Annotated in this window: 17 protein-coding genes; 10 read left to right on the top strand and 7 right to left on the bottom strand. The window is 37.1% G+C overall.

Annotated elements, in window-relative coordinates; genetic code table 11:
• Window positions 1–515: 515 nt before the first annotated feature.
• Window positions 516–1376, bottom strand: a complete 861-nt coding sequence (locus Q0794_RS17350) for an endonuclease/exonuclease/phosphatase family protein (protein WP_298944017.1) — start codon at window positions 1374–1376, stop codon at window positions 516–518.
• Between the two features lie 221 nt (window positions 1377–1597).
• Here Q0794_RS17350 and ndk point away from each other — a divergent pair, with 221 nt between their 5' ends.
• From ndk to Q0794_RS17330, 4 genes are all read left to right on the top strand, one after another.
• Entirely contained in the window at window positions 1598–2032 is a 435-nt protein-coding gene (ndk, locus tag Q0794_RS17345; RefSeq protein WP_298944016.1) for a nucleoside-diphosphate kinase, read from the top strand.
• A gap of 58 nt (window positions 2033–2090) precedes the next feature.
• Window positions 2091–2963, top strand: coding sequence for an A24 family peptidase (locus Q0794_RS17340; RefSeq protein WP_298944015.1), 873 nt, complete (start codon window positions 2091–2093; stop codon window positions 2961–2963).
• Between the two features lie 80 nt (window positions 2964–3043).
• On the top strand, window positions 3044–3583 hold the full coding sequence (gene tadA / locus Q0794_RS17335) for a tRNA adenosine(34) deaminase TadA (protein ID WP_298944013.1): 540 nt from the start codon (window positions 3044–3046) through the stop codon (window positions 3581–3583).
• Window positions 3573–3743, top strand: coding sequence for a hypothetical protein (locus Q0794_RS17330; RefSeq protein ID WP_298944011.1), 171 nt, complete (start codon window positions 3573–3575; stop codon window positions 3741–3743). Before tadA ends, Q0794_RS17330 begins: the two co-directional genes overlap by 11 nt.
• Before the next feature lie 308 nt (window positions 3744–4051).
• On the opposite strand, the gene Q0794_RS17325 is transcribed toward Q0794_RS17330, so the two are convergent.
• The 3 genes from Q0794_RS17325 to mltF all read right to left on the bottom strand — a co-directional run bounded on the left by Q0794_RS17325 (window position 4052) and on the right by mltF (window position 7981).
• Window positions 4052–4945 (bottom strand): EamA family transporter, encoded by an 894-nt coding sequence (locus Q0794_RS17325; protein WP_298944009.1) that lies wholly within the window; start codon window positions 4943–4945, stop codon window positions 4052–4054.
• 477 nt (window positions 4946–5422) lie between these two features.
• Entirely contained in the window at window positions 5423–5836 is a 414-nt protein-coding gene (locus Q0794_RS17320; RefSeq protein ID WP_298944007.1) for a CBS domain-containing protein, read from the bottom strand.
• Window positions 5837–6187: 351 nt separating this feature from the next.
• Window positions 6188–7981: a membrane-bound lytic murein transglycosylase MltF gene (gene mltF, locus Q0794_RS17315; RefSeq protein ID WP_298944005.1), complete on the bottom strand. Its 1794-nt coding sequence runs from the start codon at window positions 7979–7981 to the stop codon at window positions 6188–6190.
• A 194-nt stretch (window positions 7982–8175) separates the two neighbouring features.
• On the opposite strand from mltF, the gene purL reads away from it, so the two are divergent.
• The 3 genes from purL (at window position 8176) to cls (ending at window position 16616) form a co-directional block, all read left to right on the top strand.
• Window positions 8176–12072 carry a phosphoribosylformylglycinamidine synthase gene (gene purL, locus Q0794_RS17310; protein ID WP_298944003.1) on the top strand — a complete coding sequence of 1299 codons (3897 nt, stop codon included), beginning with the start codon at window positions 8176–8178 and terminating at the stop codon, window positions 12070–12072.
• Window positions 12073–12183: 111 nt separating this feature from the next.
• Window positions 12184–14886 carry an EAL domain-containing protein gene (locus Q0794_RS17305; protein ID WP_298944001.1) on the top strand — a complete coding sequence of 901 codons (2703 nt, stop codon included), beginning with the start codon at window positions 12184–12186 and terminating at the stop codon, window positions 14884–14886.
• Between the two features lie 251 nt (window positions 14887–15137).
• A complete protein-coding gene (gene cls, locus Q0794_RS17300; RefSeq protein WP_298943999.1) occupies window positions 15138–16616 on the top strand; it encodes a cardiolipin synthase in 1479 nt (492 codons plus the stop codon).
• Between the two features lie 272 nt (window positions 16617–16888).
• Here the strand turns inward: cls and gpmI are convergent, their stop codons facing one another.
• Window positions 16889–18406 (bottom strand): 2,3-bisphosphoglycerate-independent phosphoglycerate mutase, encoded by a 1518-nt coding sequence (gene gpmI / locus Q0794_RS17295; protein ID WP_298943997.1) that lies wholly within the window; start codon window positions 18404–18406, stop codon window positions 16889–16891.
• A gap of 498 nt (window positions 18407–18904) precedes the next feature.
• On the opposite strand from gpmI, the gene Q0794_RS17290 reads away from it, so the two are divergent.
• A complete protein-coding gene (locus tag Q0794_RS17290; protein ID WP_298943995.1) occupies window positions 18905–19093 on the top strand; it encodes a DUF1289 domain-containing protein in 189 nt (62 codons plus the stop codon).
• Window positions 19094–19470: 377 nt separating this feature from the next.
• On the opposite strand, the gene Q0794_RS17285 is transcribed toward Q0794_RS17290, so the two are convergent.
• Window positions 19471–19926, bottom strand: a complete 456-nt coding sequence (locus tag Q0794_RS17285) for a MerR family transcriptional regulator (RefSeq protein ID WP_298943993.1) — start codon at window positions 19924–19926, stop codon at window positions 19471–19473.
• 195 nt (window positions 19927–20121) lie between these two features.
• Between Q0794_RS17285 and Q0794_RS17280 the strand changes: the two genes are divergently transcribed.
• The gene (locus Q0794_RS17280; RefSeq protein WP_298943992.1) at window positions 20122–20454 is read left to right on the top strand and encodes a type II toxin-antitoxin system RelE/ParE family toxin; all 333 of its coding nucleotides are present in this window, start codon (window positions 20122–20124) and stop codon (window positions 20452–20454) included.
• Window positions 20441–20755, top strand: coding sequence for a type II toxin-antitoxin system MqsA family antitoxin (locus tag Q0794_RS17275; RefSeq protein ID WP_025564697.1), 315 nt, complete (start codon window positions 20441–20443; stop codon window positions 20753–20755). Before Q0794_RS17280 ends, Q0794_RS17275 begins: the two co-directional genes overlap by 14 nt.
• Window positions 20756–20787: 32 nt before the next feature.
• Here the strand turns inward: Q0794_RS17275 and Q0794_RS17270 are convergent, their stop codons facing one another.
• Window positions 20788–21006 carry a hypothetical protein gene (locus Q0794_RS17270; RefSeq protein WP_298943988.1) on the bottom strand — a complete coding sequence of 73 codons (219 nt, stop codon included), beginning with the start codon at window positions 21004–21006 and terminating at the stop codon, window positions 20788–20790.
• Window positions 21007–21356: the final 350 nt, after the last annotated feature.

The following is a 21356-nucleotide window of genomic DNA, read 5'->3' as shown; positions in this document are numbered from 1 at the left end:
GGTACTAGCTCAGTTGGTAGAGCACGACCTTGCCAAGGTCGGGGTCACGAGTTCGAGTCTCGTGTACCGCTCCAAATTTCATATCTCTGTAAATTCATTGTAAATATCATAAAAACGTATCAATATATTTTAAATCATTGTCTAAAATAAATGATGAAACGTTATTAGTTCAGTTGGTAGAGCTCGACCTTGCCAATTAAGAGCTGGGGTCACGAGTTTTGTTTTTAGTCTCGTGTACCGCTCCAAATTACTTCTCTACAGAAATCCATTAACACTTCCAAATTGAATAAAACGACCTTGCTTATTAAGTGTAGGAGTCATGCGTTTTTTTAGTCTCGTGTACTGCTTCAAATTTCCTTTCAATAATTCTAAATAAATTCAATTATCTAAATCATAAAGACTTTGCCAATTAAGAGCTGTATTCGTGTCTTTAGGTTCGAGCATACAATTCAATATTTCCCTCTTATTAAATATCATTTTTAAATCCAGAGCTTTTATTCTGACATTCTCACTTTTTATTTTTCTTTTGGTAAAGTAAAAGTGACTAATTGTGGACTATGGTCTGAAGCAATGGTGGAAATACTTTGTGCTTTAATCAGTGTTAATCCTCTATAAAAAACATGATCTAAAGGCCGTCCGAATACGATCAAGCGCTTATCTTTAGTAAATTGTGTCTCATTAAAGCCTGCACTCACCAATGTATCGATGATCTTCCTTGTACGATCTTCACTCCAAGTATTGAAATCACCACTGATAAGGATTGGCCCTTTATGTTGCTTAATTAGCTGTAAGTAAGGGGTAACTTGTTCTTTTAATGGTTGAGCAGTAAAGGTGAAGTTCACCCCATGTAAGTTGATTAATAATAATGATTCTTTTGAATGGATAGGCGATGAGTTTTCAAGCGTTGTATCAGCAATTGGATAAATAGTGGCAATACCTGTTTTAGGTACCATCGTCCAAGGTTCTGGGTATCGAGTGCCACAGGCTTGTGAAGCTTGCACTCGGCTAAGTGTATTTACACCATAGCTTTCATCTTTATAGTTAAAAGCGATATTTTGAAAATAAGTAAGCTGTTGTTGCTGACTAAAATCAATTAATGCTTGGTCGTATTTTGCTTCTTGTAACGTAATTAAATCTGCTTGAGAAGCCCATTCATTTAATTTTTCAGACCATTGTGGATTCTGTTGTTTATAAATATTCCAGTTTAATAATGAAAATGTATTCGGTAGGTGATTATTTGTTTTATTGACCTGAATATTGACTAATACAGGACAACGAGAGAAGTGTTGCTTTTGTTGCTGATCGACCAATGTCATTGTCGATGGACTTTGTGGTAAAAAGCGAGGTAAGAGCAGTATTGCTAAAAACATTAACAGACTAAATACAATGCTCTTTTTTAATCGAGATGAGGAAAGGTAGCGTTTGATGATGGATTTCCTTAAGTATTTTTATTTGCCCAAGTGTCTATCTGTTCGATAAATGCCCGTCTATGTTAATGAAATGTGATATTAACTCCTCTGACGTTATGTTGTTATTGATAGCTACTATCTATACGGGGTATATTGCACTTACGATTAACGTAATTCAAGGAGCTATTATGCCATTAGAAAGAACACTTTCCATGATTAAACCCGATGCTGTTAGTAAACAACTTACAGGTACTATTCTACAACGTTTTGAAAGTGCAAAGTTCACTGTCGTTGCTGCAAAACTAATGCAGTTAACAAGGGAGCAAGCTGAAGGTTTTTATGCTGAGCACGAAGGTAGAGAATTTTATGAACCACTTGTTGAGTTCATGACATCTGGACCGACTATGCTATTAGTTTTACAAGGTGAGGACATTATTCCTGCATACCGTGAATTAATCGGTAAAACAGATCCAACTCAAGCTGCACCTGGTACTATCCGTGCGGACTTTGCAGAATCAACTCGTTATAACGCGGTTCACGGTTCAGATAGTCCTGAATCTGCAGCTCGTGAGATTGCTTACTTTTTTGTAGATGACGAAATTTGTGCGCCTGCAGTAAGCTAATCAACATTATTAATAAAAATAAATACCCCAAGTAACTCATTAACAAGTAAAGGCAATTATGAATGAAGTAATCATGTTGATGGAGCAAGTCCCATCTTTTTATTTTGGTCTGGTGTTAGTATTAGGCTTATTGGTTGGTTCATTTTTAAATGTCGTGATTTATCGTTTACCGGTAATGATGCAAAGAAGTTGGGAAGCTGAATGTGCTGAATGCTTTCCCGATGCGAATATTAAGGTCGATGAATCTACTTTTAACTTAGTGTTACCTCGATCTCGTTGTCCTAAATGTAGCCATTTAATTGGTTCATTGGAAAATATTCCATTAGTGAGTTGGTTACTGCAAAAAGGTCGCTGTAAACATTGTGACTGTAAAATCCCCGCTCGTTATCCCAGTATAGAGCTGCTGACAGGGGTGATGTCATTAGCGATTGCTTACATTATTCCTTTCGGATGGCCTGTCTTTTTTGCATTAATTTTTACTTGGGTGCTGATCAGCCTAACCTTTATTGATTTTGATACCATGCTCTTGCCGGATCAATTGACGTTACCGTTAATATGGTTAGGTTTATTAATTAACATGTCGGGTACCTTCATTGGTTTACAAGATGCTGTTTTAGGGGCTGTTTTTGGTTATCTAACCTTGTGGTCTATCTATTGGGCTTTCAAGTTGTTAACGGGCAAAGAAGGGATGGGGTACGGTGATTTTAAATTACTGGCAGCACTCGGTGCTTGGTTTGGATGGCAAGCTTTACCACTCATTATTATTTTATCTTCATTCGCTGGTGCAATCATTGGTATTGCAGTGATTGTGGCATCAAAAGATAAACAAAGTAGACCTTTACCGTTTGGTCCTTATTTAGCGATCGCTGGTTGGATTTATTTAGTTTATGGCGTCGAATTAACCACGTTATATTACTCATTTATTTTGTAAATTAGCTGTTTTGAAGTGATGTTATCTCAGCATACAAGCCAAATCGAAAACAAAATGAATAAAGTCTATGAGTCAAAACAATGAATGATAAAAACAACGGAGCAGAATCAACCGAGCATTACACTGACGAAGATTGGATGCAATATGCTTTAGCACTCGCTGATAAAGCGGAGGCCGTTGGAGAAATCCCTGTGGGAGCGGTCTTAGTCAAAGATAACCAAGTGGTTGGTGAAGGCTGGAACCTTTCCATATTAGAGCACAATGCTTCTGCTCACGCGGAAATTATTGCAATAAGCAACGCAGGCAAAGCATTGCAAAACTATCGTCTTATTGATTGTACTTTATATGTTACTTTAGAGCCTTGTCCGATGTGTGCTGGTGCAATGGTTCATGCTCGTATTAAACGTCTAGTGTATGGAGCTGGAGATTATAAAACAGGCGCAGCAGGTAGTGTATTTAACTTAGTTTGTCATGATAAGTTGAACCATCAAGTTGACGTGACATCCGGTATTTACGATGAACAATGTGCTAATAAAATAAGTGATTTTTTTAGACGTCGTCGTAAAGAGAAAAAAGCGCTAAAGAAAGCAAGCAGAGGAGAAAAAGATAATGTCCAATAAAGTCATTAATTTCGAAATTGAAAAAGAAACTAAAAATAGTGTTCGTTATAAAGAAGTACCGGAAGAAGGCACCGCGCCAATCGTAGGAAGTTTATACGTACAAAAATGGTTTGCTGGGAATAGTAAGAATATTCAAGTTACGATCGAGAAGAAAGACTAATGTAAGTGTTAGCGGCGGTAGTGCTCATTAACTTAATCAGCCCTGAATATGGTATTGAGTACAATGCTTAACGTACTTTGTTGAAAAATCTATCAATGTGTTCTTTGATGCATACTTTTAAATATCTATTTTGATATTTTATGCTTTTTACTCAGAGATTAACTCTTAAGTCTATTCCGCTTAATGTTGGTTGCGCTGAAAAGATAGGAAGCCTTAGAACGAGGTGTTTAATATTAAAAGTGGCGTTACCGATAGTTGCTATCGGTAAATAGATTTAAAGACTATCGGTAAATAGAGAGAGGGAGTCATTATTTTTTGATTTGTTTAAGCTTTTTACGTTCGTAATAAGTACTGAGTAACGAGCCCATTAATGAGGTTGCTATAATTAATGCCATGAGAAGATATTGATTGGCTGTAAAGTGATCTCCAACTAATATTAAGCCCATTAAAATACCTGCAACGGGGTTGCTAATACCTGCAAAAGTAAACTCTACCACTGTCATTCGAGTCATTAACCAAACATATAAACCATAAGCTAACATTGTATTAAGCAGTACGAGCCAAATTAATCCCATCGCATTGAGTGAGTTAAAGTTTTGTAATACTGACAAATATTGAGCGGGTGATGATAGGGCGTGAGCAAAGGCAATAATTGTTAGTATGCTACCGCCGATAATTAACTGCCAGCAAAGCACTGACCACCAGTGCATTTTTCCTTTTAAACCTTGAATGATATTACTGCCAATTACAATACTGGCTAATGCAGCAATCATGGCAATTAGACCGACAGGATTAAGCTTCAAATTCAAAGGATCAAATAAAAGCCACGCTAATGTAATTAACGTCATACCAGATATGAACTGTATTTTATTTGGTTTCTTTTTATGTAATAACCAGTAATAAAACATGGCAAAAACGGGCAGAGAAACCATCCCTACACCTGATATAGCAGAAGGTAGGGTTTGCGCCATAATAAATAATAAGCCAAAAAATAGTGCGATATTAATCGATCCTAAACGAACTAAAATAGGCCAATGTTTTGCTTCCGGCATACTCGGTTTGAATGCAAGTAATAATAAACCAGCAGGTAAAGCACGTATTGCGCCTAACAATAATGGCGGCCAGCCCGGCAGAGAATATTGTGTGACGGCGTAGGTTGTACCCCATAAAAAAGCGGCCAACATAGCCAACATAACATTCATAATTAATTACTCATTACATAAAAGGGTGTGCACTCTGCCTTTGTTTGCTTGTTTTGTACAGTTGCTTTGTATAAAGATATTTTCATTTTATTTTTTATTTCTTAACTTTTATAGCTGTGTCTCTTTTTACTTTATAAATGTCATTGATTTTAAAAGAGAATATTAAAATAAAACAAATGGGGAGAAGGAAGTGTTAAGAGTGAAGGAAGTGTTAAGGGAGAAGAATAAAACATTAAAGTAAAAAAAGAATCGATGAGGTCCGAGCAAAGCAAATAAAGCAACTAAGTAAAAAGCGAGCTGTTATGAACTGAGTTTAATATTAAGTCGTTACTGTTCAGCGCTAGACAGTTCAGTCCATTCGCTTTAAGTCATCACTCTTTTACGAGCAATTTAAAACCGGATGAGTCACAGGTAAAAAACTCACGTACTTACCTGGACTCTTATCTACTAGTCGCTTAACAATCGCTAACCCTCAATCTATTGAGTTTTAGAACAAAGCGATAGATTTTTATGTAAATGTACCAATAGATCGGTACGTCTTAAAATCGCTATTAATTTATCGTCTTTAACAACAGGGAAAAAGTTCTCTATTTGCTGTTGAGTATTGATTGCAACTTCAGATAAATCTTCATCTTCATTTAAAAACATAAACTCTTCTTTCATAACATCATTGACTGTTACTGGTTTATCGCAATGATAAGCGCCAATTAATAACGCTTTTTGACAGTCGATAAGTGACACCATACCAATCAGCTTTTTATTATTATTAACCACAGGTAATTGAGCTTGTTGACTTGTGACTATGATATGAATTATTTCTGTTAATGGTGTTTTACATTGAATAGTTATTGGTTGCTTACGCATGATTTGTTTAACAGTTTGCTGGCTCATATTCTTACCTTGATCATATTATTTATTTTATAAGGTAATGATATTTCAAAAGAAGCTATAGGTAAAATCGATTGTATTTATCAATTTGATAGGTTTTTGTGTTGATTGAGCTAGTTGGGGCAATTGATTGTCTCAATTACATTCATGCAATGGAGAGAGTTTGAGGTTAATTTTTATCGTAACCTTACTTTCATTTTGTTGGTCGTGATACTGACTGTTTACTTCGTCTTTTTATTTTATTTAATTCGATATTTACTCAGTTATCTCTATTTGCACTGTTGTAGTCTGTACAAATAGAGACACTTTCTGAGTCATGAACTTTACTACTCTACTCTTTACTGTGATTATTGATTATTGATCGGTGCTTATTGATTGTTCAGCGGCACCTAATCTTTCTTTTTCTGCTTTCTTCTCAGCTTCAGCTCTCGCTTGCTTTTCCAGTTCAATAGCGGCAAGCCTATCAATCTCAGCTTGTTTATCAGCTTCTATTTTGGCTTGTTTAGCTTTTTCAGCAGCAGCCAATCTTTCAGCCTCCGCTTTCTTCTCGGCTTCGATTCTAGCTTGAGTTTCAAGTTCAATAGCAGCAAGCCTATCAATTTCAGCTTGTTTATCGGCTTCTATTTTAGCTTGCTTAGCTTGTTCGATAGCAGCAAGTCTTTCTATCTCTGCCTGTTTCTCTGCTTCTATTTTAGCTTGTTTAGCTTCTTCAATAGCTGCAAGTCTATCAATCTCTGCTTGTTTTTCTGCTTCGATTTTAAGTGCTTTTTCTTGCTCTTGGGCGTGCCAAGTTAAGGTTTTTAGATACTCTCTAATATTATCAACATAATGCTTTGCTTCACGTCCGCGAGCATAACCATAACGTGTTTTCGTATACCATTTACGCTGGTGCAATAAAGGTAAGTTTTCTTTTACATCTGCCCATGAATCTGGATTTTGCTTTTTCATGGTTGTAATTCGTCGAACATCAAGTAAGTGGCCTAAACCAATATTATAAGAAGCTAGAGCAAACCAGATTCTTTCATCCTCTGGGATACTTTCAGGCAACCTTTTAATAAGTTGTGACAGGTATTTTGCCCCTCCTTGAATGCTCTGTTCTGCATCCAAGCGGTTTTTGACGTTAACAAATTTCGCGGTATCACGCGTTAACATCATCATGCCTCGGACACCAGTAGGGGAGCGAGCTTTAGGATCCCAATGGGATTCTTGGTAACTGACCGATGCAAGTAATAACCACGGTACTTCTGGCGTGGCATATTTTTTAAATAGGTTTTCGTATTTAGGTAATCTATTGTCTATTCTTTTTAAGAAGGTGCGTGTATCGACATAATCAAAATCGCCGATGTGTCCAAAATACTTCTCTTCAATTTTAGCTATGGTGCCTGATTTGTATTGGTTACCCATGAATTCAATCATTGCAGAATAGAGTGAATCATCTTGTTCTTTACGTATCAACCAAGCCACTGGTTGCTTTTCATAGATAGTGAATGCTTCTGCCAGAGATGGGTAATAGCGCTGTTTTTGAGCCAGCGTTGTACTATCAACAATGGCATATTCAATCTCTTTTTCAGCTATTTTTTGCAATAAAGATTCTTGATCTTCATTGTCTAATACATTGATAACCAGGTCTGGGTATTCATCTATTGATTCATTAATATTTTCTTCGTGGCTACTGCCTTTTAAAACATTGATCGGTGCATCAATATCTGACATATCACGCGGTCTATAAGTGCCTTTGTGGTAAACCAGTTTTTGAGAGAGGTAATAATAAGGGGGAGAACTACGGTATTTTTCTGCGCGTTTAGGCGTTAATGTTAATCCCGCCCCTGCGAAGTCAATCTCATTGCTTTCTAATGCTGTAAATAATTCATCTAGGTTATCAAACTCTTTAATAACTAATTCTAATTTCAAGTAAGTAGCAAACTTCTTGCCTAATTCATAATCTAGGCCGCTGTAATTATCGCCGTCGTAACTATAAGTTAATGAGCTATTCATCGTCCCCATAATTAATGTTTGGCGCGTTTGCATCTCTTCTAAGTGAGTTGTATGTATAAATGGGTTACATGCACTCAGTAAATAAACTAATACACTCGTAAGAAATAATTTTAATTTGACCGCGATACAGGAAAGAAAAACAGGTTTATTCATAAGCAAATTGTGCCAATCCAATTAGTAGAGTTGGTAGATTATCTAATAAACGATTTAAATATCCATTTATTTACCAATTAAGGGGGTTATTTATCATAGACTATAGAGTGTTTCTATTTAATAAAAAATGCTTTTCTTTTATAATATTGAGCTAAACCCAAGTTCATTTATTTATCCAACGAGAGTAATAACCTATGGAAATTTTGCGAGGGGCACCTGCCTTATCGACATTTCGAGTTAATCAGTTGTTGAAAAACTGTGAAGCGTTAGATTTACCTGTGACAGGCATATATGCGGAATTTATGCATGCTGCAGATTTATCTGATTCTTTAAATGACCAAGAGTTAGCTGTATTACAAAAGCTATTAACTTACGGACCTAAGATAGCAGAGCATGACCCAGTGGGAATACTCCTCTTTGTCACGCCACGCCCAGGCACTATTTCGCCTTGGTCATCAAAAGCAACGGACATTGCGAAAAACTGTGGTTTAACTAAAGTAAAACGCTTAGAGCGTGGTATTGCTTATTATGTTGAAACAGCCACAGAATTAAATGAAGAACAAATTAAAGCATTAACTGGCTTATTGCATGATCGCATGATGGAAGTGGTGCTCACATCGTTAGATGATGCGGCTACATTATTTGTACAAGGCAAACCTGGTGAAATGACTAGCGTCGATGTCTTAGGACAAGGACGTAGTGCCTTAGAAACAGCAAATGTGAGCTTAGGTTTAGCATTAGCAACTGATGAAATAGATTACTTAGTTGAAAACTTTATTAAGTTAGGTCGTAACCCTAACGATATTGAATTAATGATGTTTGCACAGGCAAACTCAGAGCATTGTCGTCATAAAATATTCAATGCAGACTGGACAATTGATGGCCAAAAACAGCCTAAATCATTATTCAAAATGATCCGTAATACCCATGAATTACATCCTGAACATGTTTTATCTGCTTACAGCGATAATGCAGCTGTGATGGAAGGTTACAAAGCAGGGCGTTTCTTCCCAAGTGTTGATGACCGTGAATTTGGTTACCACCATGAAGATATTGATATCTTGATGAAAGTAGAAACTCATAACCATCCAACCGCTATCTCTCCTTTCCCTGGTGCAGCAACGGGTTCTGGTGGTGAGATTCGTGATGAAGGCGCGACAGGGATTGGTTCTAAACCAAAAGCGGGTTTAGTTGGCTTTTCTGTTTCTAACTTACGTATTCCAAGCTTTGAACAACCATGGGAAACCGATTTTGGTAAACCAAGCCGTATCGTTTCTGCGTTAGATATTATGCTAGAAGCACCTTTGGGTGGCGCTGCATTTAATAATGAATTTGGTCGTCCTAATATTTTAGGTTACTTCCGTACTTATGAAGAACAAGTAGAAAGCCATAACGGCAATGAAATTCGTGGCTACCATAAGCCAATCATGTTGGCGGGTGGATTAGGTAATATCCGTCGTGAACATGTTCAGAAAAAAGAGATCCCAGTAGGCGCTAAGTTAATCGTGCTAGGCGGCCCTGCAATGAACATCGGTTTAGGCGGTGGTGCTGCATCATCAATGGACTCAGGTGCTTCTACAGAAGATTTAGATTTTGCTTCAGTGCAACGTGAAAACCCAGAAATGGAACGTCGTTGTCAGGAAGTGATCGACCGTTGTTGGCAAATGGGTGAAGATAACCCAATTCAATTTATTCATGATGTAGGTGCGGGTGGTTTATCAAACGCGATGCCTGAGCTTGTGAATGATGGCGGTCGTGGTGGTGTTTTCGATTTACGTGCTATTCCAAATGACGAAAAAAGCATGGCACCTCATGAAATCTGGTGTAATGAATCTCAAGAGCGCTACGTAATGGCCGTTAAGCCTGAAAACCTAGCGACGTTTGAAGCAATTTGTAAGCGTGAACGTGCATTGTATGCGGTGATCGGTGAAGCAACGGAAGAGATGCATTTAACGCTGAAAGATCCTGAGTTTGATAACAAACCAATCGATATGCCGTTAGAAGTATTATTAGGTAAAGCGCCTAAGATGCATCGTGACGTTAAAACGCAAACGGCAACAGGTAAACAATTAGACCTATCTGGGGCGACTGTTAAAGAAGCGGCTGAACGTTTATTACGTTTACCGTCTATCGCTGAAAAAACATTCCTTATTACGATTGGTGACCGTACTGTTACCGGTTTAGTCGCACGTGACCAAATGGTTGGCCCTTGGCAAGTACCTGTTGCCGATTGTGCAGTAACAGCTGCAAGTTACGATACGTACTTCGGTGAATCAATGGCATTAGGTGAGCGTACGCCTGTTGCATTGCTTAACTTTGGTGCTTCTGCTCGTTTAGCGGTGGCTGAATCAATTACTAATATCGCTTGTTCTGATATTGGTGATTTCAAACGCATTAAGCTATCTGCTAACTGGATGTCTGCAACCGGCCATCCGGGTGAAGATGCTGGTTTGTACGAAGCAGTTAAAGCCGTTGGTGAAGAGTTATGTCCTGAATTAGAATTAACTATCCCAGTGGGTAAAGACTCAATGTCAATGAAGACTCGTTGGCAGGAAGCAGACGGTAGCGAGAAAGAAGTTATCTCTCCATTGTCTTTGATTATTACTGCATTTGGTGCGGTTCGTGATATCCGTAATACGGTCACACCACAATTGCGCACTGACCAAGGCGAAACTGATTTAATCTTAATTGACCTTGGTAATGGTAAAAATCGTTTAGGCGGTTCATCACTTGCACAAGTTTATAAGCAATTAGGTGAAACTACACCAGATTTAGATAGCCCTGAACTATTAAGAGGCTTCTTTAATGCAGTACAAACGTTAGTTGCTGATCAGAAATTACTGGCTTATCACGATAGAAGTGACGGCGGTTTATTCTCAACAATCACTGAAATGGCGTTTGCTGGACACTGTGGCGTAACCGTTAAACTTGACCAAGTAGGTAGTGATGATTTTGCTGCTTTATACTCGGAAGAGCTAGGTGCTGTTATTCAAGTTAAACGCGAAGATAAAGAAGCGGTATTAAATACGCTTGCTGGACACGGCTTATCATCAAGCTCATTAGTGATTGGTTCATTAAACAAGTCTGACCAAATCGAATTTATTCGTGATGGAAAAGAAGTGTTGTCTGCTAAGCGTGCTGAGTACCGTGGCATTTGGGCTGAAACAACGCTTAAAATGCAATCATTACGTGATAACTCTGAATGTGCACAACAAGAGTTTGACCTTAAATTAGATGATAAAGACCCTGGTCTATCAACTAAATTAACGTTTGATATCAATGAAGATGTTGCAGCGCCTTATATTGCTAAAGGTGTTCAACCGCGCATGGCTATTCTGCGTGAACAAGGTGTTAACTCTCAACAAGAGATGGCAGCTGCGTTTAATCGTGCTGGTTTCTCTGCGATTGATGTTCACATGAGTGATGTGTTATCGGGTGATGTTCAATTAGAAGACTTTGCTGGTTTAGTCGCTTGTGGTGGTTTCTCTTACGGTGACGTATTAGGCGCTGGTGAAGGTTGGGCTAAATCAATCTTGTTCAATGAGCAAGCTCGAAATCAATTCCAAACTTTCTTTGAACGTGAAAATTCATTTGCTTTAGGTGTTTGTAATGGTTGTCAAATGCTATCAAACCTTAACGAATTAATTCCAGGTTCAGACTTATGGCCACGCTTTGTTAGAAATAACTCAGAACGTTTTGAAGCACGCTTTAGTTTGGTTGAAGTACAAAAATCTAACTCATTATTCTTAAACGATATGGCTGGTTCACACATGCCAATTGCTGTTTCTCATGGTGAAGGCCGTGTAGAAGTGAAAGATAGCTCACATCTTGCTGCTATTGAAGCAAGTGGATCTATTGCATTACGCTTTATTGATAATTATGGTAACAACACTCAAGCTTACCCTGCTAATCCAAATGGTTCGCCAAATGGTATTACAGGACTTACTTCGAAAGATGGCCGTGTCACTATCATGATGCCTCATCCGGAGCGAGTGTTCAGAACGGTTGCTAACTCTTGGCACCCAGATGAATGGAAAGAAGATAGCCCATGGATGCGAATGTTTAGAAACGTCCGCAAACAACTAGGTTAGATAGTAACAATAAAAAAAGGGAGCTTAAGCTCCCTTTTTTTATCTTTTTAAGTTACATTAAGTATTTGATTTTAATATAATAAGTTTATTTTTTTATTTAAGGTGATAATATTGTTAAGTATAGTTAAAAAGGTGTTATATATAGGCGACAATATTAAATTAGTTGAAGCTTTATTACCCATTAATTCTACTAGTGCTAATGATATTAGTATTGTTCATTACGTTTGCGTGAACGAAATTGAAACCATTATTAGTGAAGATAACTACCATCACCTTATTTGTGATCGCCCCGTTTTTAATGCGGTGAAAAAACGCATCACAGAAAAATACCCAGAGATGCAATGCCTTTATTTAACTGACGAAGAGCCTTGTCTTGATGACGTTAGTATTCTACCGCCTGCGATGACAGTGGGTATCTCAGATGAAGTTAAATCTGCTTTAGATTGTATTAGCATCCCTCTTTATTATAAAGATTTGCAAGGTTTCATTATTTATTGCAATACTTATTTCTCTCAAATATTTGGTTTGTTGCCTGATGATTTAATAGGGCAACTTCTAGATAAAGTCTTACCAGATGGGATTGTTGATAAAGTTAAAAAATCAACATTAAGAATGTTTAACGATGATCATTACGTTCGTTTACTTGAATTTGAAATGCGTGATGTTACGGGTATTAAGCGTGAGTTCCTCATTCGCGAAGAAGTTACCGATGATAGCGATCATCAAATCGGTATGTTGTTTGATTCATCAGAAATGAATGCCGCTAAGGCTGCGATAGAAAAAGAGCGTGTTATGTTACGCGCAACGGCAAACCTTTCTTCAGATCTTATTTTCTTTAAAGATTTAGAAAGTCGTTTTATTGGCTGTAATAAACAATTTGAAGAATTTGTTGGTTGTCCTGAAGCTGACATTATTGGCAAAAAAGATGACCAATTATTTGAATTAAATCAAGCGAAAATGTGTCAAGCACAAGATACTCAAGCTATTGAAAATAATGAAATTTACGCCAACAACGAATTCCTTACGTACAATAATGGTGAAAAGCATTATATATTTATGCAGAAAGTACCGTTAGAAGATAAAGAAGGTAAAGTCCAAGGGTTGATTGCGATTGGACGAGACATCACTGAAAAAAGCATTATCAAAAAACAACTTAAATTAGCTAATGCAGTATTTGAAAATAGCCGTGATGGGATCTTAGTTACCGACAATAAAGGCATGGTTATAACCGCTAATGATGCTTGTTTAGACATTGCTGGTTACACTAAATCTGAGCTACTAAATCAAAACATTGCCTCATTTGCTTACGGTGGTGATTACCGACGTTTATTTATTAATATTGAACGGGCGTTAAAAAATAAAGGTAAGTGGCAAGGCGATGTGACTTTCTACACCAAAAAAGGTGACCTTGGTTATTTTTGGTTAGAGGTTTATCAAATAAAAGACAGTGAAACAGAAATAGATAATCGTGTTTATTCATTTACTGATTTAACTCAAAATAAATACAATGAAGAAAAAATTCAGTATTTATCTAAGCATGATTCTTTAACGGGTTTAAATAATCGAATCGCTTTATTTAATCATTTAGAAACGGCGATTGCGCGTTCTAATCATAAACAAATACCAATGGGTATTTTATTTATTGAGATTAAAGGCATTAAAGCAATCAATGAACGCCATGGTCATAACCAAGGTGATTTAGTCTTTAGAGGGGTTGCAAAACGTCTCAAGCAATCTGCTTCAGATAAAGATTACATTGCTCGTATTGGTGATGATCAGTTTGTATTAGTGATTGATGAATTCGACAATGAACAAGTGATTGCTTTAATTGCACGACAAATAGCACAACAGTTCTCTGAAACCATGACTATTGAAGGTGTTGCCGTAGACTTATCACTTTCTATTGGCATTAGTATTTGCCCCGATGATGGTATGGATGTCGATATGGTTTTATCTAATGCTGAAACGGCAATGTTACGTAGTAAGCGAGATAAAAGCAGTACTTATCACTTTTATACTAACGAATTAACGGTTCATTCTACTCATCAATTGGCCCGCGAAAACGAATTAAAGTTAGCGCTTATTGAAGACCAATTTGAGGTTTATTATCAGCCTCAATATGACCTTAATAAACGTCGTGTTGTAGCTGTTGAGTGTATATTACGGTGGCATCATCCTGAGCAAGGTCTGTTATTACCTGAACGATTCTTAATGCTTGCAGAACAATCTGGTGTGTTAATTGAGTTAGGTATTAAAATGTTTACTCAAGCTGCTAAGCAAGCCGTAAAATGGCATGCTTCAGGCATTAATTTTGGACGGATTGCACTGCCTTTATCTAAGTTAGAGTTATCGCAATTATCATTAATTGGTTCTATCCAAAAAGTTTTATTAGATACCGGCGCTAAAGCTAATTGGTTTGAGTTTGAAATTGAAGAAAGCTTATTCCGTAATGATCTCTATAGAGTTCAAGAGAATTTATTTAACCTAAGCCGATTAGGCATTGCACTTACTGTTGAAGGGTTTGGTGCTGAGCGTTCTGTTTTATACTCCATTGATAAACTCAATATTGATAAATTCAAAATATCAAAACACTTTATTCAAGGTGTACCTGGTTTCTTAGCCGGAGAAGCGATGCTTAAGTCTGTCTTTGTGTTGGCAAATTCACTTGGCATTGATGTCGTAGGGGAAACAATAGAAAATGACCCTTGTCTCACTAACGATAAAATACCAGTGTCGGATAAATGGAATAACCAAAAAGAAGTGATGACAGCAACTGAAGCCACTTTTTATTTAAGATGTAATAAACGCAAATAATGATTACTTTAGATTCAAATGGTAGGTGCATTAACTCCTTCCATTTTTAATTTTTTTGGTGAACTTTAGTCAATACTAAAGTTGCCAAAAAAATTATCGTTATATTATTTTTACTCAACTCTCATTCGTTTACCTTAAAGAGAAAACGACCTACCATTTAAATCAATAGCTTTTCTTTGTCGTTTACTTTATTAATAACCTCTTTATTGAATCGATCTTAATCATCTCGTTTTATTTTTATTAGGAAGTACATGGAACACATTGGTTTTAATATGAATTGGTTAGAAAGTGAAATATATATCGCTGCTTCAGCGACATTGTATTTTGGTTTATTAACTTTGATGTCTGTAAGAGTCGTTTTAAAACGTAAGCCGATTGGTGTGTCACTGGCTTGGTTATTCCTTATGTTTGCAGTGCCTTTAGCTGGGATGATTGGTTACTTTATTTTTGGAGAATTAAATTTAGGGGCAAAACGTAGTAAGCAACGAAAGCTACATTCAAGTGCTTTCTTAGAGTGGATTCAAGAGCAAGCAGTGACCTGTAAACAAAGTAAAGAATTGATCAGTGAAAATGCACATGCGATGCAATCGTTTGTTGAGTCTTATACTAATATGCCAATGGTTAAAGGTAATCAGCATACTTTGTTAACCACTACCGATGATATTTTATTAGAGCTTACGCAAGAAATTAAAAACGCTAAAAAGCATTGTTATTTAATGTTTTATATTTGCAATCAAGGCGGGTTGGTTGACCAGTTATTAGTCGAGTTAAAGCTAGCTGCAAAGAGAGGGGTTGATTGTCGATTATTGTTGGATTCAGTGGGAAGCCATGACTTTTTAAAATCTAACCTTCCAGAACAATTACAGCAAGCAGGCGTACAAGTGGTTGAAGCGCTACCGGTAGGGGCATTTCGCCTACTCTTTCAAAGGCAAGATCTTCGCTTACACCGCAAGTTAGTATGTATTGATGATCATACCGCTTACACAGGTAGTATGAACTTAGTGGATCCTGCTTATTTTAAAGTAGATAAAGGTGTCGGTGAGTGGGTCGATTTAATGGTGCGTTGTGAAGGTCCTATCGTGCAGCATATGCAAGGATTGTTCTTATGGGATTGGAGTTTAGAGACCGAGCAAAACCTATGTTTACCACCTGCGAATAAATCTTTGTTTTGTATTGCAGGTGATGAAAATTCACAGCTTATCCCATCAGGGCCTGAGTTCGGTAAAGTTGGCATTCATCAGGTACTGTTAACTGCTATTTATGAAGCTAAATATAGTTTAGTACTCACCACACCTTATTTTGTCCCAGACGAAAGTTTATTAACGGCGTTACAAGTTGCTGCGATGAGAGGGGTGGACGTTAAAATTATTTTACCTGCCAAAAATGACTCAGTGATGGTCAAGTATGCTTCTCGCGCCTTCTTTGAAGATCTATTAAAAGCAGGTGTTGAAATTCACCAGTTCTATGGTGGGTTGTTACACAGTAAAAGTATTGTGATTGACGAGAAAATTGCATTGATAGGTACAGTTAACTTAGATTTACGCAGCTTTTGGTTAAACTTTGAAATGACTATGTTAATCGATAATCCCAAGTTTGCAGGTGAGTTATTAACTGCACAAATGCATTACACGTTAGCTTCCAATCAATTAGCTTTGGAGAAGTGGCAGAAACGACCTTTTTTCAAACGTTTATTAGAAGGTTTTTTATACCTATTTAGCCCATTGTTATAGTTTTATATTTTTGTGGGGGAGAAGCGATAAAGTCACTAACTCCCACAAGTTTTAATCAAAATATGACCTCTTAACTTAACCCAAAACGACCTACCCACGTAGCTACCTAAACTAGCTAAACTAGCTAAACTAGCTAAACTAGCTAAACTAGCTAAACCACATAAACTGCCGTGTACTCAATGAACACACTCTTTATATTGAAAGCCGGGTTATTTTCTACCCAGCTCAATCAGAGATTTTATACTGCTTAGGTTCAGAACATACGTGCAAAACTAAATTAATGAATGTCTTGTCATTGCCGCAGGTTGTTCTATGCCGATTAGTTTCAGTATCGTTGGCGCCATATCACCTAATACGCCGTCTTCAATACTTTTTAAGTCTTTATCAACTAAAATAACCGGAACAGGATTAGTAGTGTGCGCCGTATGTGGGCTACCATCTGGATTCATCATGGTTTCACAGTTACCATGATCGGCGATGATCAGCGTGGTGTAATCATTAGCAAGCGCTGCTGTTACAACGTCTTTGACACATTCATCTACTGCTTCACAAGCTTTAATCGCGGCATCCATCATGCCGGTATGCCCGACCATATCGCCATTGGCAAAGTTAAGGCACACAAAATCTGCCTCTCCTTTATTGAGTTCTGGTATTAATGCATCACGCAGTTCATAAGCACTCATTTCAGGTTGTAAATCGTATGTCGCTACTTTAGGCGAATTTTTTAAGATGCGAGATTCTCCTTCAAAAGGGGTTTCTCTGCCACCTGAAAAGAAAAAGGTCACATGTGGGTATTTTTCAGTTTCAGCAATGCGAATTTGTTTTTTACCGTGTTTTTCTAATACTTCACCTAGTGTTTCAGTAATATTATCTTTGTTGTAGATAACTTTTACATTGTTAAAGTCATCACTGTAGTTAGTAATCGTCACGTAGTACAAATCAAGCTTAGTTGTATTCTGCTCTGGGAAGTCTTGCTGACTTAACATTTGTGTTAATTCACGACCTCGATCAGTGCGGAAATTAAAGAAGATAACAACATCATCTTTCTTAATTGTTGCGCGTGGTTGCCCTTGATCGTCAGTTAAAATAATTGGTTTAACAAACTCATCTGTTACACCGTCGGCATAACTTTGTTCAATCGCACTGACTGCATCTGTTGCTTTTACTCCGACACCATTGACGAGTGCATCATAAGCAAGTTGTACTCGTTCCCAGCGGTTGTCTCTGTCCATGGCGTAGTAACGGCCAGTGATTGAGGCTATTTGAGTATTGGTGTTTTCAATGTAAGCCTCTAAATCTACGATAGAGCTTTTCCCTGATTTAGGGTCAACATCACGCCCGTCTGAGAAGGCATGTACATAAGAATTTTTTACGCCAGCTTCTTGTGCCGCATCAATAAAACCTTTTAAGTGACTGGAGTGCGAGTGAACACCGCCATCACTTAATAAACCTAAAAAGTGTACGTCTTTATTATTATCTTTAGCATATTGCAGTGCATCTACTAATACGGGTTCTTTAGATAGGGTTTTCTCAGCTACCGCCATATTAATTTTTGCTAGATCTTGGTAAACAATGCGTCCAGCACCCAGATTCATATGGCCTACTTCACTGTTACCCATTTGTCCTGTTGGTAAGCCAACATGTTCACCATCAGTGCGCAGCGACGCATTAGGGTAGTTTTTGTATAAAGAATCTAGAAACGGAATGTTAGCATTGTCTGGTGCTGATACTTTAGGATCTGGTGAAGTGCCCCAACCGTCTAAAATCATAAGAATTGTTTTTTTGTTCATATATTCCCCCAATTTAGTTTTTTAGTTCTCATATTCTGTTTACCTATTTCTCTTACATGACGAACAATAAGTTTAATAGCGTTACAATATTTAAATGATAATAATTATTATTAAGATGTGTGTTAATTTAAGCTTTGTTGATAGGTTTGTCTATGAAATACCTTGGTTTTCTCATGGATATTTCCAATCAAATTGATAGGTGAAAAAGAGGGGACGAATATAAGTTTATTTGAGTGAGATTACTTTATTCTACTTTTAGGAGCACAGCCTTCAGTCTGCTTTTTTGGTTGTTTAATATTGGCTGATGTTAGCTATAAAACACTTGGAAATAATGGTTGGATTGTTCTGGAAACAATGCCACTTAATTTTAAAAACTTATCACCGTATTTATCTTAAGTATTTATCCGCTTTACGGTGTTAGAATCTAGTGTTGAACAAAAACGACTTAAGTTTTGAGTAAGCGTCATGTTGAATATTAAATAAAACGAGATACTGGAAATGAAAAAAAGAAAAAGCCCTTGTATCGATCAGTGTGATTTTTCGGGTAACAAAGGTTGGTGTTTGGGATGTGCCAGAACAAGAAAAGAGTGTGAAAAGTGGAAATCAATGACGCCATATAACATCAATATTCTTCAGAAAGATCTTAGCAAAAGAATGATACAAATAAAGGCTGAAAAGAACAGCTAACAATAAATCAGTAAAATGAGTAGATCACCTTAGTGATGAGGGGTATTTGAACTTATTGCGATCAATGATGAACAGTAATCAAGAGTAAAGATAGTAACTTCGATACGTTTTGCATTGATTCCCATACACCATAAAGCGCACTGAATGTTACTAGTTAAAAAGCTGCCTATCTTCTACTTAATATAGAGTGCTTAATCTAAAGCGCTTAATAAAATAGATAGGCAGTAATAACATCAAATGTGAAAGGGTTTAGCAGCAATCTGAACTGCTACAGCAATCACCACATGCACAACTTTCTACACATTTACAGCTGTCTGTATTACAACAACAGTTCGATTTTGTGGTGTCTTCACAACATTTACATACTTCACTCATATTTATTCTCCAGTTAGGTTAGGGGCATTGTCAGTGCTACAGCACTGCCAATGGTTTTCAAAACAATCTAGTAAATGACAATTAGTCTCTGCAATCTGGTTTGAACCACAAGTGTTTGAAAACACTTCTAATGCTTTTACCGTTGCCTGTAATTCAGAAATTTGTGTTTTAATTTCTTCAATTTTGGTTAACGATTTATGCTTAACGACTGATCGTGATTCACTACAACAATGATCGAAAATGAGAAGTTCCTTAATTTCATCTAAGGAAAAACCAACTCCTTGAAGTTTTTTCACCAAGCGAACCGTCCGAATATCTTCATTAGAATAATGACGAAATCCATTGGTTTTTAATGGTTGTTCAATAATGGCTTTACGTTGATAAAAACGAATTGTTTCTACGCCAACATTTGCTGCTTTAGCCAACACGCCAATGGTAATTGGTTTGTTCTCATTCATCGATAGCTCCTATCCTACACTCTGTATCTAGGTACAGAGTCAAGCAGATTTTTTAAATAAAAGCAAAAATAATTGATATTGAACGCTGACATTTTGTGATCGCATGTAAGTTAAGTTGTTTTTAGAGCGGGCGCTTTATTTAGTTTATTCGTATCCTATCTTGATATCTATACGTTATTTGCGTACCCTTAATTTATGAAATGTATATTTGTAGAATCAAAAATATTTGAGAAATATCGAGCTGACCACCTTAGTGATGAAGAGTTTAGACTTTTTCAAGCTGAATTAATGTCAAGCCCAAAGCTGGGAGACGTAATTCAAGGTACTGGTGGTTTGCGAAATATTCGAGTTGCAAGTAAGGGGAAAGGGAAGCGTGGTGGTTCACGTATTATTTATTACTTTCTTGATGAAAAACGACGTTTCTATTTACTCACTATTTATGGGAAAAGTGAAGTGTCAGATTTAACCGCAGATCAAAAGAAACAATTAAAAGATTTTATGGAGGTATGGCGTAATGAGCAATCGTGATTTATTTACAGAATTAAGTTCGGCGCTTATTGAAGCAAAAGACCATTCAGAGGGAAAGCTAACCCTTAAAACGCATCAGGTTAATAATGTAAGTGAACTTGATATTTCACCTGATGAAATTGTAAATATTAGAGAAAAATTTAATATGTCACGTGGTGTTTTTGCTAGTTTACTGCATACATCCTCTCGTACTTTAGAGAATTGGGAGCAAGGGCGTAGCGCCCCAAATGGGCAAGCTGTGACACTTTTGAAATTAGTACAACGTCATCCAGAAACGCTCACGCACATCGCTGAGCTATAACAAATAAGGACGTCCGTTACGTAATCGATATCTTATTTATATATTAGCTTTGCTTTTAAGTTGGATTCGTCTGCGCTTATCCTGTCAGCTTGATATTTATCATCGGTGATTTCGCCCTGTCGGCGACACGTCTTTCTTTTGCCGGAAAAGAAACCAGTGCCTAGAAAAGCCAAAGAAACTGACATCGGATCATTTTCTGATCCAAATAATAAATCACTTTTATAACGTACCAGCTCTTGCGGCACATCCATGTGCCAAACGAGCCTAATCCAAACATCCTGTTTGGCTTTGCTAAAAGCGATTAATTATTTGGGAAAACTCAACGGTGGCATTTTGTTATCGCATTTGAGTATCGGTTTTTTAGTGGGCGTTGGTTTCTGTATGAATTTTTTTCCTTTTACTATTCCCATAACTCGTCTTTTCTTGTTAAGTTAAGTTAGGTTAGGTTGATGTTTTTTGTCTTTGTAGCTCGTCTGCGCTTGTCCAGTCTATTTGATGTTTATTAGCTTTGATTTCGCCCTGTCGGTACGGCAAGATCATTATAAATTGAACTTTTTAATAAAGTAGCGATCAGATCATTTTATACTGATAATCATAAGCT

Source organism: uncultured Psychromonas sp. (assembly GCF_947489755.1).
Taxonomy (GTDB): Bacteria; Pseudomonadota; Gammaproteobacteria; order Enterobacterales; family Psychromonadaceae; genus Psychromonas.
Note: the sequence above shows the minus strand (reverse complement) of the source record. Positions and strands in the feature narration are given on the sequence as shown.

Bases quoted from the DNA above. Each gene is read 5' to 3' on its own strand.
- ndk (WP_298944016.1), top strand. From the start codon at position 1,598: ATGCCATTAGAAAGAACACTTTCCATGATTAAACCCGATGCTGTTAGT.
- Q0794_RS17340 (WP_298944015.1), top strand. From the start codon at position 2,091: ATGAATGAAGTAATCATGTTGATGGAGCAAGTCCCATCTTTTTATTTT.
- tadA (WP_298944013.1), top strand. From the start codon at position 3,044: ATGAATGATAAAAACAACGGAGCAGAATCAACCGAGCATTACACTGAC.
- Q0794_RS17330 (WP_298944011.1), top strand. From the start codon at position 3,573: ATGTCCAATAAAGTCATTAATTTCGAAATTGAAAAAGAAACTAAAAAT.
- Q0794_RS17325 (WP_298944009.1), bottom strand. From the start codon at position 4,945: ATGAATGTTATGTTGGCTATGTTGGCCGCTTTTTTATGGGGTACAACC.
- Q0794_RS17320 (WP_298944007.1), bottom strand. From the start codon at position 5,836: ATGAGCCAGCAAACTGTTAAACAAATCATGCGTAAGCAACCAATAACT.
- mltF (WP_298944005.1), bottom strand. From the start codon at position 7,981: ATGAATAAACCTGTTTTTCTTTCCTGTATCGCGGTCAAATTAAAATTA.
- purL (WP_298944003.1), top strand. From the start codon at position 8,176: ATGGAAATTTTGCGAGGGGCACCTGCCTTATCGACATTTCGAGTTAAT.
- cls (WP_298943999.1), top strand. From the start codon at position 15,138: ATGGAACACATTGGTTTTAATATGAATTGGTTAGAAAGTGAAATATAT.
- gpmI (WP_298943997.1), bottom strand. From the start codon at position 18,406: ATGAACAAAAAAACAATTCTTATGATTTTAGACGGTTGGGGCACTTCA.
- Q0794_RS17290 (WP_298943995.1), top strand. From the start codon at position 18,905: ATGAAAAAAAGAAAAAGCCCTTGTATCGATCAGTGTGATTTTTCGGGT.
- Q0794_RS17285 (WP_298943993.1), bottom strand. From the start codon at position 19,926: ATGAATGAGAACAAACCAATTACCATTGGCGTGTTGGCTAAAGCAGCA.
- Q0794_RS17280 (WP_298943992.1), top strand. From the start codon at position 20,122: ATGAAATGTATATTTGTAGAATCAAAAATATTTGAGAAATATCGAGCT.
- Q0794_RS17275 (WP_025564697.1), top strand. From the start codon at position 20,441: ATGAGCAATCGTGATTTATTTACAGAATTAAGTTCGGCGCTTATTGAA.
- Q0794_RS17270 (WP_298943988.1), bottom strand. From the start codon at position 21,006: ATGGATGTGCCGCAAGAGCTGGTACGTTATAAAAGTGATTTATTATTT.